Here is a 14,644-nt window from a genome sequence, read left to right on the forward strand (position 1 = left end):
GGTGCGCCAAACGAGTGCACTGTGGGAGGGGCTTCAGTCCCGACGCTTTACCGGCAATGCCCGGACCAGGCGCGCCCTGCGGCATTGCCGCCAGTGGCCGAGGACGCCGATTGGCCTGGCGATGTGCTCGGGCGCAGCGGCCAGTGCGTGGCGTCCTGGTTCGGGGCTAGCCCGCGCGCAGCGCCAACGCCGCGGCGATGCCGGCGAAGATCGCCAGGCCGACCCAGTTGTTGTGCAGGAAGGCGCGGAAGCAGGGCGCGCGTTCGCGGGTTCGCGCGATGCGGAATTCGTAGGCGACCAGCAGCGCGGCCACGCCCAGGCCCACCCAATACCAGAGCCCCAGCGCGCCCCGGGTGCCGACCAAGCCCAGCGCGACGAACATCAGCGCATACAGGATGCCCTGCGCGACCAGATCCAGGTCGCCGAACAGGATCGCGGTGGATTTGGAGCCGGCGCGCAGGTCGTCCTCGCGGTCGACCATCGCGTACCAGGTGTCGTAGGCGGTGGCCCACAGGATGTTGGCCGCGTACAGCAGCCAGCCCAGCGCCGGCACCTCGCCGCGAATCGCGGCGAACGCCATCGGGATGCCCCAGCCGAAGGCCATGCCCAGATAGACCTGCGGCAGGTAGGTGTAGCGCTTCAGATAGGGATAGCTGGCGGCCAGGAACAGGCCGACCACGCTGAGGCCGATGGTCAGCGGGTTCATCGTCAGCACCAGCGCGAAGGCGACGAGCATCAGCAGCGCGAACACCGCCAGCGCCTCGCGGCCGCCGACCGCGCCGGTGGCCAGCGGCCGGCTGCGGGTGCGCTCGACCTGCGGGTCCAGCCAACGGTCGGCGTAGTCGTTGATCACGCAGCCGGCCGAGCGGGTCAGCCAGACCCCGGCGCTGAACACGAACAGCGTCCACAGCGGCGGCATCCCGTCGGCGGCCAGCCACAGCGCCCACCAGGTCGGCCATAGCAGCAACAGCGCGCCGATCGGACGGTCGCCGCGCAGCAGTTTCCAGTACTGGCCCAGGCGCGCGCGCGGCGGCAGCGCGGCGGGCGTTTCGTAGCGTTCGTAACCCATCACGCAAGGGTAGCAGCCGGGCCTGCCCGGCGGCAGCAAGGTGCCGCCCGCCACTGCCGCAAGCAGCCTGCGTCTATGCGCAGTAGCGGCGAACCAGGCGCGGGAACCGTGAAACGCATCGGATGTGTGGCGGCTGAACCCCGGCCGGCCTGGCGCAAGCCGCCCCGTCGGCTGCTCGCCGCCAGCGGCCGCCGTGCGCCCTGGCCAATGCCGGGGCCGGTCGCTGCGGCATGCGATCGGCATGGGGCAGACGCGGCGCGCGGTTTGCCGTTAGAATGCGCGTCCGTTGCGCCCGTAGCTCAGCCGGATAGAGTAGTGGCTTCCGAAGCCATTGGTCGGGGGTTCGAATCCCTCCGGGCGCACCACATCATCCCCAGCCTGCATGGCCTCTTCGACCGCGAAACCTGCCGGTGGTGGACACCGCCTTCGGCGCTGCGGCGAGCGACGGCCTGTGGCGTATACCGCCGCTGCCCGTACTACCCGGGATGCCGCGCTGGGCCCCTCTGCGTTGAAAGGCCAGCGCGTCCCGCGCGCGCCGCATCGTCGTGCAGCGTGCATGGAATTCCTTCCGCCGCTGGCCTGCATCGCCTTCGGCGTTGCGGCGACCGGCGGTCTTGGGCGGGTGACGCCGCCGCCGCTCCCTGCGATGCCGCACTGGATTGCCTTGGCCTGCATCGCCAGCGTGTGCGGCGCGCACACCACAACGCCCTGCATTGTGCCGGCGCCGCCGCTGGGCCGCGCGTGGCCGCGGTTGCTGCGCTCGCGGAGCCCCAGTGCGGGGCGACTCCCTGGCATCCTCTCCGCTGCCGCGTCAGCGAGGTCGCCATGAATGGCGTGGCGGGGGTTCCGTTGCGGCGTCTTGCCGGAGGCCGCCGGTGATCGGCCCGCGCACCCCGCTCGGCAAGCCTGCGGTCCACTTGCTGGGCGACGACGATGCGCTGGCCTACCTGCGGATGGGCGATGGCGCGCCGGTGGTGCTGGTGCACGGCGCGCTGTGCGACTACCGCTATTGGGCGCCGCAAGTGCGCGGCCTGTGCGAGCGCTGCGAGGTCGCCGCGCTGAGCCTGGGCCAGTATTTCCCGCAGTTGCCATCGTCGCTGCGGCATTCCTTCGGCTGGCGCTGGCACGCGCAGCAGGTCGCCGGGTTCCTCGCCAGCTACGGACAACCGGTGCATCTGGTCGGTCATTCGCGCGGCGCCGCGGTGGCCTGGCAGGTCGCGCTGCAGCGGCCTGCCGCGATCGCCAGCCTGAGCCTGTTCGACCCGGGCGGGCCGCAGCCGCAGGGCCTGCCCGAGGACGTGCTGGCGATCCGCGCGCGGGCGATCGCCTTGCTGCGCGAGGGCCAGGTCGAGGCCGGCCTGGAATGTTTCGTCGATTCGGTGAGCCAGCCGGGCGCCTGGGCGCGCAGCAGCGCGTCGTTCCGGCAGATGGTGCGCGACAACGCGCAGACCCTGGTGCCGCAGATCGGCGATGCGCTGCCGGCCTACGACCGCGAACAGGCCGCGACGCTGGCGCTGCCGGTGCTGCTTGTCAGCGGCGAGCTGAGCCCGGCGCAGTACTGCGACAACGCTTCCGCGCTGGCCGAGTGGTTGCCCGACGCGCGCCACCACGTCCTCGCCGGCGCCTCGCACGGCATGACCTTCACCCATGCGCGGCGCTGCAACGCGCTGATCGCGGAGTTCGTTGCAGCGCATCGCGGTTGACGTTTCCGGCGCCGCTCCTGGCCCGGTCGTGATTGCTCGACCGCGGCGAGGTCGATCCCGCGGGCGAATGCGCGATCGCGCTGGAGCATACCGCAATGAAACTGACGCAGTTTCCGCGTCGTGGCAGGCGCGCATCTGAAATGGTCGAGTGAAATAGTCGATGGTTCGTCGGTCTCAATATCGGCGGCCAGCGTCTCGGGTTTTTCGCAAGCCGTCCATACGCTTGGTGGCAGCAACCGCATGGTGTCGGCGTGCAGTGCGGATGCCTGCGGTTGCGGACCGCGTTGTGCCCGCGCCGCGCGCTGCATGCGCCGTTTGCGCTGCAGGCGATGGCCGTTTGCGAAACGTCGTTTTGAGCCAGCCGGCCGCTGTTCTCTATGACGGACTGCGACGTTGGAAAAAAGCCGGGCGATGGAAAATGTCAAACGCCAATGTTATGAACAACATATACGCAGTGCCGGACAAGACTGTTTGGACGCGGTGCCTGTCGTGGGTATCTTGAATCCATACACGAGATTGTGACAATTTACTTTCCGTCGAGAACGCCGTAGCAGATATGGAAAAAATCCTGATCAACCGTTGACCAGGTGTTGCGAACGGACTAGGTTGAATAGACGCAATGGATTTGAAGTCGAAAATTCGCCATTGCGAACACGGGAAGACCCGGCAATGCTGTTCGGGTCTGGCATGGAAGTTAACCAGGGGGCTGGTCATGAAGAAAAAATGGGAGCACGCGATCAAGCGTGCGCTTTCGGCATCGCTTTGCACTGCACTTGCCACGGCAATGATGCCGGCGCCATTGATGGCGCAGGCAATTGGTACATTTCCGCCGATCGAGACCGGCATCAATTTGCCGGCCGATGAGGCCGCGCATCGTCAGCCGGCAGAATGGTGGTACATGACCGGCTTTTTGGATGGCACCGATCCGTCCGGTGGCAAGCATTCCTACGCCTATGAAATGGTCGTGTTCCAGATCGCCGCGGTCGCCGGCCTGCCGCCGGTATATGACGCGCATTTTGCGGTTTCCGATCTGGAGAGCGGTGCATTCCGGTTCGAAAAACGTGTGGTCTCGGCGCCTTTTACCACGTCGCAAAACCGTTTCGATCTGGACGTCGGTGGATTCCAGGTCGGCGGATCGATGGGCCGCTATTATGTGCTCGCCGCGTTGTCCAACATGGATTATGCGCTCGATCTGAACACCCAGCCGGCGCAGGGGCCCACGTTGAACGGCGTCGACGGCGTGGAAACTTACCGCGGTTTCAAATCGCCTTATTACTCGTTCGATGTCAACACCACCACTGGCACCGTGTGGGACCACGGCGTCCCGGTCACGGTGACCGGCACTACCTGGTACGACCATGAGTGGGCGAACGGCATTCCCGGAGATGCCGACAGCGGATGGACCTGGTTCGGCGTGTCGATGGATGACAATAGCCAATACAACCTCAGCTTCTTCGTCAAAAGCGACGGCACCATCGACCAGGCGCTTGGAGTGAAGACCGCCAATGGCAGCTACGCGCCGATTCCGGCCGACCAGATCAAGCTGGAAAGGATCGGCGGTTGGAAAAGTCCCAATACCGGCTATAGCTACCCGGCGAAATGGCTGGTCACATTGCCGGACGGGTCGATCACCATTACCCCGGTGATCCAGAATGCCGAGCTGTATGCGCCGACGACGCAGAAATTCTACTTCGAAGGGCCGGCGACGGTTGTGGGAACGCTGGGTGGCAAGGCGGCAACGGGCAAGGCGTTTGCGGAAATGAATCCTTGGGGGGTGGATTGGGGGCTGCGCATCCTGCCCTGATCCAGGGCGGGCCATGAATCGAAGAGCACATCAATTAGGGGATTGACATGAAAAAGAAAGTTTTGCCTACGCTGTTTTCACGTCTGCGCAGTTGGCTTGCCACCGGCGCCATCGCCTGCGGTCTGTTGACCTCGCCGGCCTTCGCGCAGAGTTTCGAATACCCGGCACCGGTGGTGATGCCGGGCGACGAAGGCGCCCATCACAGCCAACTGGAATGGTGGTATTTCGTCGGCCATCTCTATGGCGTCGATCCGAGCGGGGTCAAGCGCGAATACGGTTTCGAAGTCACCGTGTTCCAACTGTATCCGTTGCCGCTGGGAAATACCGCGACCTATTCGTGGCATTTCGCAGTGACCGACGTGAACAACAAGCTGCACAAGGTAGAGGAACGTGCCATATCGGACACGATCCCCGGCCAGACCGGCGGCTTCAACTTCACCAACGGGAATTGGTCGGTCGGCGGGTCGCAACAGAATTATGCGATCAAGGCGGCGCTCAGCGATGGCCGGTTTGCCATCGATCTCAAGACAAGCAGCGCTCTTCCGTTCGTTCTGCACAACGGCAACGGTCTGGTGGACTATCGCCCGATCGCCACCACGTCGTCCTACTATTCCTCGACCGCCCTGGATACCGAGGGCACGATCTACGACAACGGGGTGCCGATCAAGGTCGTCGGGGTGTCATGGCAGGACCGCCAATGGTTCGTGAAGGGCACCGAGGCCGATCAGGGAGGTTCCTTCTTCAGCGGCGGCTGGAACTGGTTCGCGATCCAACTCGACGACAATACGCAGTACATGCTGTATTACATGCAGGATCCGGGGACCGGCGCCATTACCAGAAAGCTGGGCACGCGGATCAGCAATGGCGTGGCATCGGTGGTTCCCGGCGATCAGATGGACTTGAAACCGCTTTCGACCTGGCTCAGTCCGCAGTCCGGTTATACCTATGAGTCGAAATGGAACGTGATCCTGCCAGAAGGCAATCTCACGATCACCCCGCTGGTGGACGACCAGGAAATGTTCTGGCCCTACCATCGCTACTATTGGGAGGGTTCCTCGCAAGTGGTCGGCACTCTCAACGGCAAGAGCGTCACCGGCCGTAGTTATGTCGAGGTCAATCCCTGGAAGGAGCCTTACAGCTCACTGCCCTGATCCAGCGGCGAGATGAAGATGGCCCGGGCGCGTTGGATCGCCCGGGCCTTTTTTGTGCGCAGCGCGCCGCCGATCACCCGCGGCGTCGCGCCGCGCGATGCGCAGACGGCGTGGTTCCCTTCTGCCCTCGGCAGATGCCCCGAACGGGCGGATGAGGGTAGGGGCCAAGCGGCGTGCAATCGAACATCGCGGCGCTTCGCGCCTTCCCCCCACCCCAATCCTGCTCCTGGGTAGAGAGGGGGCTTTGGATCCGCTGCAGGACGGAGGGGCGTTGGAACCTCGGCGGTTCGCTGGCGCGTGCAGCGCAGAGCGCAGGCCGAACGGCCCGATCCAGCGTGCGAACAAGCCCGCCGATTTCCCGACGCATGCGGCCACTCAACACGGATGGCACCGCTGCCAAAATGCATCAGCTGCAGCCCTTGTCATGCGCTCCGCGCCAGCCCCGGCTCTGCTCGATCCAGTTGCCGGTAACCGATCGCCTCGGTCAGGTGCGCGGTGGCGATCGCGTCGCTGCCGGCCAGGTCGGCGATGGTGCGGGCCACGCGCAGGATGCGGTGCAGGGAGCGCGCCGACAGGCGCAGGCGGTCGATGGCGTGTTCCAGCAGCGCCTCGTCGCGCGGCTGCAGGCGGCAGTCGCGCAGGGTCTCGCTGTGGCCGAGCTGGCCGTTGGGGCGGCCGGCGCGCGCCAGCTGGCGTTGCCGCGCCAGCTCCACCCGGGCGCGCACGGCGGCGCTGCTTTCGCCGGGAGCGGCATCGGCGCGTAGCGCCTGCGGCGGCAGTCGCGGCACGTCCACATGCAGGTCGATGCGGTCCAGCAACGGACCGGAGATGCGCGCGCGATAGCGGCGGATGCTGTCGTCGCTGCAGCGGCAACGGCCGCTGGCATCGCCGGCCCAGCCGCAGGGACAGGGGTTCATCGCCGCGACCAGTTGGAAGCGGGCCGGGAATTCGGCGCTGCGCGCGGCCCGCGAGACGGTGACCGTGCCCGATTCCAGCGGCTCGCGCAGCACTTCCAGCGCGTGCCGGTTCCACTCGGGCAACTCGTCGAGGAACAACACGCCGCGATGCGCCAGCGAGATTTCGCCGGGACGCGGATGGGTGCCGCCGCCGACCAGCGACACCGCGCTGGCGGTGTGGTGCGGGGACCGGTAGGGGCGTTGCCGCCAGCGCGCCGGGTCCAGGCCGCGACCGCTGACCGAGGCGATCGCCGCCGCTTCCAGCGCCTCGGCCTCGCTGGCCTCGGGCAGGATGCCGGGCAGGCGCGAGGCCAGCAGGGTCTTGCCGCAGCCCGGGCTACCGATCAATAACAAATGGTGATGACCGGCCGCCGCGATTTCCAGCGCACGCCGCGCCTGGGCCTGCCCGCGCACGTCGCTCAGGTCGGGAAACGGCGTGACCGCGGCCGGCAGGGCTTCGGCGGCCGGCAGAGTCTTGGTGCCGTTCAACAGTGCGCAGACTTCGAGCAGGGTGCGCGCGGTGAACGCCTGCACGTGCTGCGCCAGCGCCGCTTCGGGGCCGTTGCCGGCGGGCACGATCAGCGTGCGTCCGGCTTGCGCGGCGGCCAGCGCCGCCGGCAGCACCCCGTCGACGGCGCGCAGTTCGCCGGTCAAGGCCAGTTCGCCGAGGAATTCGTAGTTGCCCAGCGCCTGCGGGTCGAGTTGCCCGGCGGCGGCGAGGATGCCCAGCGCGATCGGCAGGTCGAAGCGGCCGCCGTCCTTGGGCAGGTCGGCCGGGGCCAGGTTGACGGTGATGCGCCGCGCCGGGAATTCGTATTGCGCGCACAGGATGGCGGCGCGTACCCGGTCGCGCGATTCGCGCACCGCCGCTTCGGGCAGGCCGACGATCTGCGTGGCCGGCAGTCCGCCGGACAGATGGACCTCGACCCGGACCGGAGGCGCAAGCACCCCCGCGCGGGCACGGCTGTGCACCAGCGCCAGGCTCATGGTGGCGGGTGGATCAGGCTTGCGCGGACGGCGCGTCGCCGCTGCGCGCGGCTTCCAGCGCGGCGACGCTGCGTTCCAGCGCTTCCAGCTTCTCGCGGGTGCGCAGCAGCACCGCGCGCTGCACGTCGAATTCCTCGCGGGTGACCAGGTCGAGCTTGCCCAGGCCGGCCTGCAGCGCGCTCTTGAAGGTGCTCTGCAGTTCGTCGCGGGATTCGCGCAGTCCTGGCGGTACCAGGTCGCTGAGGCGGCGGGCGAGGTCGTCTAGGTGATTGAGGTCGATCATGGCGATGCTCCGGCAGGTGGCGCCAGATTGCGGCACCCTGCGGTTCGGGGCCATCGGTATCGGGCGCGGCGCGCTGTCGGAAAATTCCGGCGATGGGGCGCGCGGCCATTTGAACCCGGCGGCCGGGCATCGCGCAACCGCGCTATCCTGATGCCATTGTGATTGGAGAAAGCTGCATGAAGATGATCATGGCCGTCATCAAGCCGTTCAAGCTCGACGACGTGCGCGAAGCACTCGCCGCGCAGGGCGTGGCCGGCATCACCGTCACCGAGGTCAAGGGCTTCGGCCGGCAGAAGGGCCACACCGAGCTGTACCGCGGCGCCGAGTACGTGGTCGATTTCCTGCCCAAGGTGAAGCTGGAAGTGGCGGTCACCGAGGACCAGGTCGAACGCGTGCTCGAGGCGATCGTCAAGGCGGCCGGGACCGGCAAGATCGGCGACGGCAAGGTGTTCGTGTACGACCTGGGCACGGTGGTGCGGATCCGCACCGGCGAACTGGATGCGGACGCGCTGTAACGCTGCAGCCGGCACCGATTCCGCGTAGCAGCGGCTTCAACCGCGCCGGGCGTTAGAGCAGAACCGGATTGCCGTGGTGGCGATGGAGTGGGGATGAGGTGCCGCTCGGCCCCTCATCCGATCACGTGGGCAACAGCGCCCGATCCTGCATCACCTGGCCAAGACGTGCAGTGGCTCCCGGCGTACGCGGGCAGGGAGCGGATCGGCGCAGCGTGGAGCGATGCGGTACGCGCGCTGCTACGGTCGGTGGCGAGGTTGCTGGCCACGGAAGTCGATGCGAAGCCGGCCACCGCCCTCGTGCTTTTGTCCCTCAACCAGCCTCGATGGGGTCGGCGGCTTGGCGCAACGCGTTGAAATAGGATGCGATCTCCTCGGGGAAAACATAGCTTTGCGCCGGTAACGGCGATCCCGCCTCGACCAAGGCCTGCGCGCAACCGAGCCAGTCGCCGCCGGGCGTGGTCTCGGCGTTGGAGGCGAAGCTGAGCGTGCCGTAGACGTTGTCGTCGTAGCCGTGACGTTCGTCGTAGCTCGCTCCATGCGCGAGCAGGAACCTTGTGAGCGACGCGTTGCCATGGAAAACGGCCCAGTTCAGCGCACTGCCGTCGATGTCTCCACCGCGCACGCCAATCGGCCAACCCGATTCCACCATCACGCGTACCGCCTCGTCGGAACCGTTGGCCGCCTGCTCGGGAAGCAGTCGCAGGGCGTCAGGCGACAGCTTGCCGATCCACTGCGGATCGGCAGCCAGCATGGCCTGCACGGTGGCGCGGTCGCCGCGTGCGCAGGCGCCCAGGAAAGCATCGCCAGGGCGTTCGTCGGCCTTCGCGCCGGCCTGCAACAGCCGTTCGGCGACGTCGTCGAGGCCACGTCTGCGCGCCAGCCGGTAGGCGCTGGTGCCATGCTGGTCGTGCACCGAAGGATCGGAACCTGCGTCGAGCAGGATGCCGACGATTTCGGACGAGCGACGACGACGGATCGCATGCAGCAGCGGACAACCGCTCGGGCCTGATTCGTTGGGGTCGCCGCCATGGGCTAACAGCAGACGCAGGCTTTCTGGGCGTTCGAAGTCTAGCGCGCGGAACAAGGCGTTGCTGCCGGTGACGCGCGCCCCGGCCTGGAGCAGCAGTCGCACGATGCTTTCGTCGTCGGTTTCGGTGGCGTGATACAGCGACTCATGGTCGTTCGGGTCGGCACCGGCGGCCAACAGCCGTTGTGTGATGGCCGCGTCGTGGTTGTGCCCCGCTGCGCCATACAAGGCGCTCAAGGAATCGCTGGAGGATGGCGCGACCCAGCGCGCATTGGGATCGGCGCCGGCCGCGAGCAGCAGGTCGATACAGGCGCGAATACCGGGCGCATACGCCGGCAGCGCGACCATGCCCGAGAAGCTGGCGCAAACCAGCGGCAGCATGCCGCTGTCGGCATGGGACCTATCGACCCATGAGGGATCGCCTGCAATCGCCGCCTGTACCACGCTGGCGTCGCCGATGGCGCAGGCGAGGGCCGTTTCGCCGGTCGGCAGGTCGGGATGATCGCGCAACAACCGTTCGGCTAGCCGCGGCTTGGCCGGCTGGTAACCATGACCGAAGATCCATTGCCGCCACTGACGCTGGCGATTGGCCACGTCGACCGAGGCTGTTTGCAATGCGATGTAGTCTTTCAACTGTGCCCACGAGTCGAAACCGTACTCGCGCGCCACGCAGGATTGCGCATCGTGCAGACGCAGCGGCATTGCTGCGATGGCGCCATGGTCGAGCCGCACGGCGGCGGGCAGGGCAACGCGGATGCGTTCGAGCGAGGCGGGATCGCCGCGATGTATGCCATCGAGCAGCGTCTTGGCCTGCTTCTTCAGGTAATCAAGGTGCGGACGCTCAGGCAGAGCTTTCATGACAACCTCCATGCAATGAGTGCCGAAGGTCCGCAAGCCCGGCTGCACAAAGGTTGGTGGTGGCAAGCATTCGGCAAGTGGGTTGAACCCTTTCCGCGGACCCGGTGGCGGCTTGCAACGCCTACGATGAGCCTAGCACGAAGTAGAGCGTGCGGTGCGCGCAGGCCGGCGCTTCTGCGGGGCGGTGGCAAGGGTGCACGCCGCAGGCCGATGCGTGGCATAGCCCCGTCCAAGGGTCAGCCAGAAGGCGAGCACGGCGGTCCGGCTGGATGGCGGTGGCAAGACCCGGGATGGGCGCCGGCAGAACGCGACGAACAGCAGGCCAAGCGGCGCGAGCAGGCTTTCTTGCGCCGCTTCCTTGAGCGCGGGCAACACCTCGCCTGGATAGAACAGCACGCTGATGCGAGTCACGCCGCCCGCCACGCAATACGGGGCCAGCGTGGCATGCCGTTCGGCAGGCAGGGGGCGGCGTTGCGCACGACGATGCGGTAGAACCACAGTCCGGTCGGTCCCATGCCCAGGCGCCACGCCCATCCTGGCCGCAACGCGAGATCGCGCACCACGAAGGCGAGATCGCCAGGGCCGGTGACCGCGGAGAAGATCAGGTAGCCCGCGCCCCACAGGCCGTTGCATGCGGCGACCAGCGCGAACGCGGTGCGCGCGGTGGCGTGCCGGCTGCGGCATGCGGCGAGGGCGAACACCGTGGCGTGCCGGCCGCCGGCGCTCCGCGCGGCGCGACCGGCGCCAACCTCGTCGGCGCCGGCCCGACGCTTAGCCGCCCAGCGCCTCGGCCACGAACGGCGGCAGCACCTGGGTGCCGGTGTGCAGGTGCGCGCTGTAGTAGCGGGTGACGAACGGCTTGGCCGCCGCGTCGGCTTCGCGGAAGTCGAAGCCGCCGGACTTGCGCGCCAGGGTCACGCTCCACCAGCCGGTCGGGTAGCACGGCTGCGGGAACGGCACGGTGTGGAAGCTGGCGAAGCCGGCCTTGCCCATCTCCGTGCGCATTTCCTTGATCAGGTCCAGCAACGCCAGCGGCGATTCGGACTGCTGCACCAGAATGCCGTCGTCCTTCAGCGCCTTGAAGCAGCTGGCGTAGAACGCCTTGTTGAACAGGCCTTCGGCCGGGCCGACCGGGTCGGTGGAATCGACGATGACGATGTCCACGCTGCCCGCCGGGCAGTTGGCCATATAGGCGATGCCGTCGTCGAACAGCAGCTCGGCGCGCGGATCGGCGTTGGACTCGCACAGCTCCGGGAAGTACTTCTCGGCCATGCGCGTGACCTGCTCGTCGATGTCGCACTGGGTGGCGCGCTCCACGCCCGGGTGCTTGAGCACTTCGCGCAGGGTGCCGCAGTCGCCGCCGCCGATGATCACCACGCGCTTGGGCGCGGCGTGGGTGAACAGCGCCGGGTGGCTGATCATCTCGTGGTAGAAGAAGTTGTCGCGCGTGGTCAGCATCACCGCGCCGTCGATCACCATCAACTTGCCCCAGTCGGTGGTGTCGTAGATCTCGATCTTCTGGAACGGCGACTGCACCTCGTCCAGCTTGCCGGTGATGCGGTAGCCGATGGCCGAGCCGGTGGGCTGGAAGTGTTCGATGTACCAGTTGTCGTTGGCGCTCATGCGATGTCCTAAGTAAAGCGGAAAGAATGCAGACGATCCCTTCTCCCACCGGGAGAAGGTGGCGCGCAGCGCGGGATGAGGGTAAGGGCGCAGCCTCGCGCACCCAAACCACGCCGCGCAGCACCCGAACCCCGACCCACCCCGCTCCCACCAGGAGAGGGGCATCAGCTCGGCGCGGATTGTAACGGAGCCCACGCGTAGCAGGCGTTACAATCCACGCCCCTTTTCCCCGCCGAGCCGCCACGATGAGCGATTGGTCCCTCGACCAGGCCCGCAAGACCTATTCGATCCCGCATTGGGCCGATGGGTATTTCGACGTGGATGCGGCCGGCCGGATGGTGGTGCGCCCGCAAGGCGCCGACGGCGTGGCGATCGCGTTGCCCGAGGTGGTGGACGCCGCGCGCGCGGCCGGCGCCAAGCTGCCGATGCTGGTGCGCTTTCCGGACATCCTGGGCGAGCGCCTGGGCAAGCTGCAGTCGGCCTTCGCCCAGGCCCAGGCCGACTGGGACTATGCCGGCGGCTACACCGCGGTGTACCCGATCAAGGTCAACCAGCACCGCGGCGTGGCCGGCACCCTGGCCAGCCACCACGGCGAGGGTTTCGGCCTGGAAGCCGGCAGCAAGCCGGAACTGATGGCGGTGCTGGCGTTGTCGCGGCCGGGCGGGCTGATCGTCTGCAACGGCTACAAGGACCGCGAATACATCCGCCTGGCGCTGATCGGGCGCAAGCTCGGCTTGCAGACCTTCATCGTCATCGAGAAGCCGTCGGAGCTGAAGCTGGTGCTGGAGGAAGCGCGCGCGCTGGACGTCAAGCCGGGCCTGGGCGTGCGCATGCGCCTGGCCTCGCTGGGCGCGGGCAAGTGGCAGAACAGCGGCGGCGACAAGGCCAAGTTCGGGCTGTCGCCGCGGCAGGTGCTGGACCTGTGGAAGGCGCTGCGCGACACCGAATACGCCGAGTCGCTGAACCTGCTGCACTTCCACATGGGCTCGCAGATCTCCAACGTGCGCGACATCGCCAACGGCATGCGCGAGGCCACGCGTTATTTCGTCGAGCTGTCCAAGCTGGGCGCGAAGATCAGCCACGTCGACGTCGGCGGCGGCCTGGGCATCGATTACGAAGGTACCCGTTCGCGCAGCTACTGCTCGATCAACTACGGCCTGCACTCCTACGCCAGCAACATCGTGCAGCCGCTGGCCAATGCCTGCGAGGAACACGGCCTGCCGCCGCCGCGGATCGTCACCGAGTGCGGCCGCGCGATGACCGCGCACCACGCGGTGCTGATCGCCAACGTCTCGGAAGTGGAGCAGGCGCCGGAAGGGCGCGTGCCCGACGCGCATGCCGACGAGCCGGCAGCGATCCGCCACCTGCGCGAGATCCACGACGAGCTGGACGTGCGCCCGGCGGTGGAACTGTTCCAGGAAGCGCAGCATTTCCATGCCGAAGGCCTGTCCAGCTACGCGCTGGGCCAGATCGACCTGCCGCAGCGCGCGCGCATCGACGACCTGTTCTACGCCATCGCGCACGGCGTGCGTGCGCGCCTGAGCCATGAGGAAAAGAGCCACCGCCCGGTGCTGGACGAGCTCAACGAGCGGCTGGTGGACAAGTATTTCGTCAACTTCAGCGTGTTCGAATCGATCCCCGACGTGTGGGCGATCGACCAGGTGTTCCCGATCGTGCCGATCGAGCGCCTGAACGAGGCGCCGGCGCGGCGCGGGGTGATCTGCGACATGACCTGCGACTCCGACGGCATGGTCAAGACCTACGTCGAGAACGAGAGCCTGGACAGCTCGCTGCCGCTGCACGAGCTGCGCGCGGGCGAGAGCTACCGGCTCGGCTTCTTCCTGGTCGGCGCCTACCAGGAGATCCTCGGCGACATCCACAACCTGTTCGGCGACACCGATGCGATCGAGGTCAGCGCCGATGGCGACGGCTACCGGATCGCCCAGCAGCGCCGCGGCGACACCACCGACGTGATGCTGGACTACGTGGGCTATGCACTGGCCGACCTGCGCGCGGCCTACGCCGAGCGCGTGGCCGCCGCGCAGCTGCCGGCGGCGCAGGCGCAGGCCTTGTCGGCGGCGCTGGAAGCGGGGCTGACCGGCTACACCTATCTGTCGGACGAGCCGCTGGGCTGATCGACCCGACATGCGCTAGCCGCCAGCGCGCGCCGCCGGCCCGCACCGTGGGCGGCGGGTACACCGCCGCTGCTACGGCTGGCGATTGCGGCAGCGCACCTGTCATCGTCGACGCTGCATGTCGGTGCTATCCGGCGGCTTCGCCATGCTAAGCAAGCAGCACTGCGCGCATGCCCCTGTGCTGCGGGCATCGCCTGACCAGGATGTCGCTGTGGGTTTGCCCGCCCACGCGTGTCGATGAGCATGCAGGTTGAAGCGTGGTGACAGTGCTGCCTTGGCCGCGCATGGCGGCTTATGTTTCTCCACATCTGCGCGGTCTGCGGGCGCATAGATGCCGCGGCATAATACAGGTCGAAGACAAGAGTGTCCCTAATCACTGTTCTATCTACATGTCTACGTTAACGGACATGGAATTGTGATTTGCCGCACCGGGTTTCGGTGGACAGTGCGCAAGCGCAAATGGAAAATCTCTACGCGGAATCTAAAGATTGACTGCCTTTTTATTTGGCTGTCGGTGTTGCGTGCTTGTACTT

At 67.1% G+C, this 14,644-nt stretch carries 13 protein-coding genes and 1 tRNA gene; 7 read left to right on the forward strand and 7 right to left on the reverse strand.

Annotated features, from left to right (window positions below; genetic code table 11):
* Positions 1-166: 166 nt before the first annotated feature.
* Positions 167-1,069 carry a 4-hydroxybenzoate octaprenyltransferase gene (gene ubiA / locus KHF85_RS02315; protein WP_284568371.1) on the reverse strand — a complete coding sequence of 301 codons (903 nt, stop codon included), beginning with the start codon at positions 1,067-1,069 and terminating at the stop codon, positions 167-169.
* A 288-nt stretch (positions 1,070-1,357) separates the two neighbouring features.
* On the opposite strand from ubiA, the gene KHF85_RS02320 reads away from it, so the two are divergent.
* The 4 genes from KHF85_RS02320 (at position 1,358) to KHF85_RS02335 (ending at position 5,727) form a co-directional block, all read left to right on the forward strand.
* Positions 1,358-1,434 (forward strand) — tRNA-Arg (locus KHF85_RS02320).
* Between the two features lie 510 nt (positions 1,435-1,944).
* The gene (locus KHF85_RS02325; RefSeq protein ID WP_284568372.1) at positions 1,945-2,772 is read left to right on the forward strand and encodes an alpha/beta fold hydrolase; all 828 of its coding nucleotides are present in this window, start codon (positions 1,945-1,947) and stop codon (positions 2,770-2,772) included.
* A 619-nt stretch (positions 2,773-3,391) separates the two neighbouring features.
* Complete coding sequence (locus KHF85_RS02330) at positions 3,392-4,576, forward strand: carotenoid 1,2-hydratase (protein ID WP_284568373.1); 1,185 nt, start codon at positions 3,392-3,394, stop codon at positions 4,574-4,576.
* Positions 4,577-4,623: 47 nt separating this feature from the next.
* Entirely contained in the window at positions 4,624-5,727 is a 1,104-nt protein-coding gene (locus tag KHF85_RS02335) for a lipocalin-like domain-containing protein (protein ID WP_284568374.1), read from the forward strand.
* A gap of 422 nt (positions 5,728-6,149) precedes the next feature.
* Here the strand turns inward: KHF85_RS02335 and KHF85_RS02340 are convergent, their stop codons facing one another.
* Both KHF85_RS02340 and ubiK read right to left on the reverse strand, forming a co-directional pair.
* Positions 6,150-7,670, reverse strand: a complete 1,521-nt coding sequence (locus KHF85_RS02340; protein WP_284568375.1) for a YifB family Mg chelatase-like AAA ATPase — start codon at positions 7,668-7,670, stop codon at positions 6,150-6,152.
* 13 nt (positions 7,671-7,683) lie between these two features.
* Positions 7,684-7,953 carry a ubiquinone biosynthesis accessory factor UbiK gene (gene ubiK / locus KHF85_RS02345; protein WP_009595755.1) on the reverse strand — a complete coding sequence of 90 codons (270 nt, stop codon included), beginning with the start codon at positions 7,951-7,953 and terminating at the stop codon, positions 7,684-7,686.
* Between ubiK and KHF85_RS02350 the strand changes: the two genes are divergently transcribed.
* The gene (locus tag KHF85_RS02350; RefSeq protein ID WP_284568376.1) at positions 7,952-8,104 is read left to right on the forward strand and encodes a hypothetical protein; all 153 of its coding nucleotides are present in this window, start codon (positions 7,952-7,954) and stop codon (positions 8,102-8,104) included. The two genes, ubiK and KHF85_RS02350, sit on opposite strands and share 2 nt — an antisense overlap.
* 25 nt (positions 8,105-8,129) lie before the next feature.
* Positions 8,130-8,468 carry a P-II family nitrogen regulator gene (locus tag KHF85_RS02355; protein WP_003480503.1) on the forward strand — a complete coding sequence of 113 codons (339 nt, stop codon included), beginning with the start codon at positions 8,130-8,132 and terminating at the stop codon, positions 8,466-8,468.
* A gap of 310 nt (positions 8,469-8,778) precedes the next feature.
* On the opposite strand, the gene KHF85_RS02360 is transcribed toward KHF85_RS02355, so the two are convergent.
* The 4 genes from KHF85_RS02360 to speE form a co-directional block, all read right to left on the reverse strand.
* Positions 8,779-10,353: an ankyrin repeat domain-containing protein gene (locus KHF85_RS02360; protein WP_284568377.1), complete on the reverse strand. Its 1,575-nt coding sequence runs from the start codon at positions 10,351-10,353 to the stop codon at positions 8,779-8,781.
* Between the two features lie 132 nt (positions 10,354-10,485).
* Positions 10,486-10,764, reverse strand: coding sequence for a hypothetical protein (locus tag KHF85_RS02365; protein WP_284568378.1), 279 nt, complete (start codon positions 10,762-10,764; stop codon positions 10,486-10,488).
* The gene (locus KHF85_RS02370; RefSeq protein WP_284568379.1) at positions 10,761-11,054 is read right to left on the reverse strand and encodes a hypothetical protein; all 294 of its coding nucleotides are present in this window, start codon (positions 11,052-11,054) and stop codon (positions 10,761-10,763) included. The genes KHF85_RS02365 and KHF85_RS02370 overlap by 4 nt, the downstream gene beginning before the upstream one ends.
* A 70-nt stretch (positions 11,055-11,124) precedes the next feature.
* Positions 11,125-11,976 carry a polyamine aminopropyltransferase gene (gene speE / locus KHF85_RS02375; protein WP_284568380.1) on the reverse strand — a complete coding sequence of 284 codons (852 nt, stop codon included), beginning with the start codon at positions 11,974-11,976 and terminating at the stop codon, positions 11,125-11,127.
* A 245-nt stretch (positions 11,977-12,221) separates the two neighbouring features.
* Between speE and speA the strand changes: the two genes are divergently transcribed.
* The gene (gene speA / locus KHF85_RS02380; RefSeq protein WP_064539560.1) at positions 12,222-14,111 is read left to right on the forward strand and encodes an arginine decarboxylase; all 1,890 of its coding nucleotides are present in this window, start codon (positions 12,222-12,224) and stop codon (positions 14,109-14,111) included.
* Positions 14,112-14,644 lie beyond the last annotated feature (533 nt).

Source organism: Xanthomonas graminis pv. graminis, from assembly GCF_030168915.1.
GTDB classification, from domain to species: Bacteria; Pseudomonadota; Gammaproteobacteria; order Xanthomonadales; family Xanthomonadaceae; genus Xanthomonas_A; species Xanthomonas_A translucens.

What these genes read in the sequence shown, in the direction of transcription:
- ubiA (WP_284568371.1), bottom strand. Translation starts at nt 1,069, where the DNA reads ATGGGTTACGAACGCTACGAAACGCCCGCCGCGCTGCCGCCGCGCGCG.
- KHF85_RS02330 (WP_284568373.1), top strand. Translation starts at nt 3,392, where the DNA reads ATGGATTTGAAGTCGAAAATTCGCCATTGCGAACACGGGAAGACCCGG.
- KHF85_RS02335 (WP_284568374.1), top strand. Translation starts at nt 4,624, where the DNA reads ATGAAAAAGAAAGTTTTGCCTACGCTGTTTTCACGTCTGCGCAGTTGG.
- KHF85_RS02340 (WP_284568375.1), bottom strand. Translation starts at nt 7,670, where the DNA reads ATGAGCCTGGCGCTGGTGCACAGCCGTGCCCGCGCGGGGGTGCTTGCG.
- KHF85_RS02350 (WP_284568376.1), top strand. Translation starts at nt 7,952, where the DNA reads ATGGCGATGCTCCGGCAGGTGGCGCCAGATTGCGGCACCCTGCGGTTC.
- ubiK (WP_009595755.1), bottom strand. Translation starts at nt 7,953, where the DNA reads ATGATCGACCTCAATCACCTAGACGACCTCGCCCGCCGCCTCAGCGAC.
- KHF85_RS02355 (WP_003480503.1), top strand. Translation starts at nt 8,130, where the DNA reads ATGAAGATGATCATGGCCGTCATCAAGCCGTTCAAGCTCGACGACGTG.
- KHF85_RS02360 (WP_284568377.1), bottom strand. Translation starts at nt 10,353, where the DNA reads ATGAAAGCTCTGCCTGAGCGTCCGCACCTTGATTACCTGAAGAAGCAG.
- speE (WP_284568380.1), bottom strand. Translation starts at nt 11,976, where the DNA reads ATGAGCGCCAACGACAACTGGTACATCGAACACTTCCAGCCCACCGGC.
- speA (WP_064539560.1), top strand. Translation starts at nt 12,222, where the DNA reads ATGAGCGATTGGTCCCTCGACCAGGCCCGCAAGACCTATTCGATCCCG.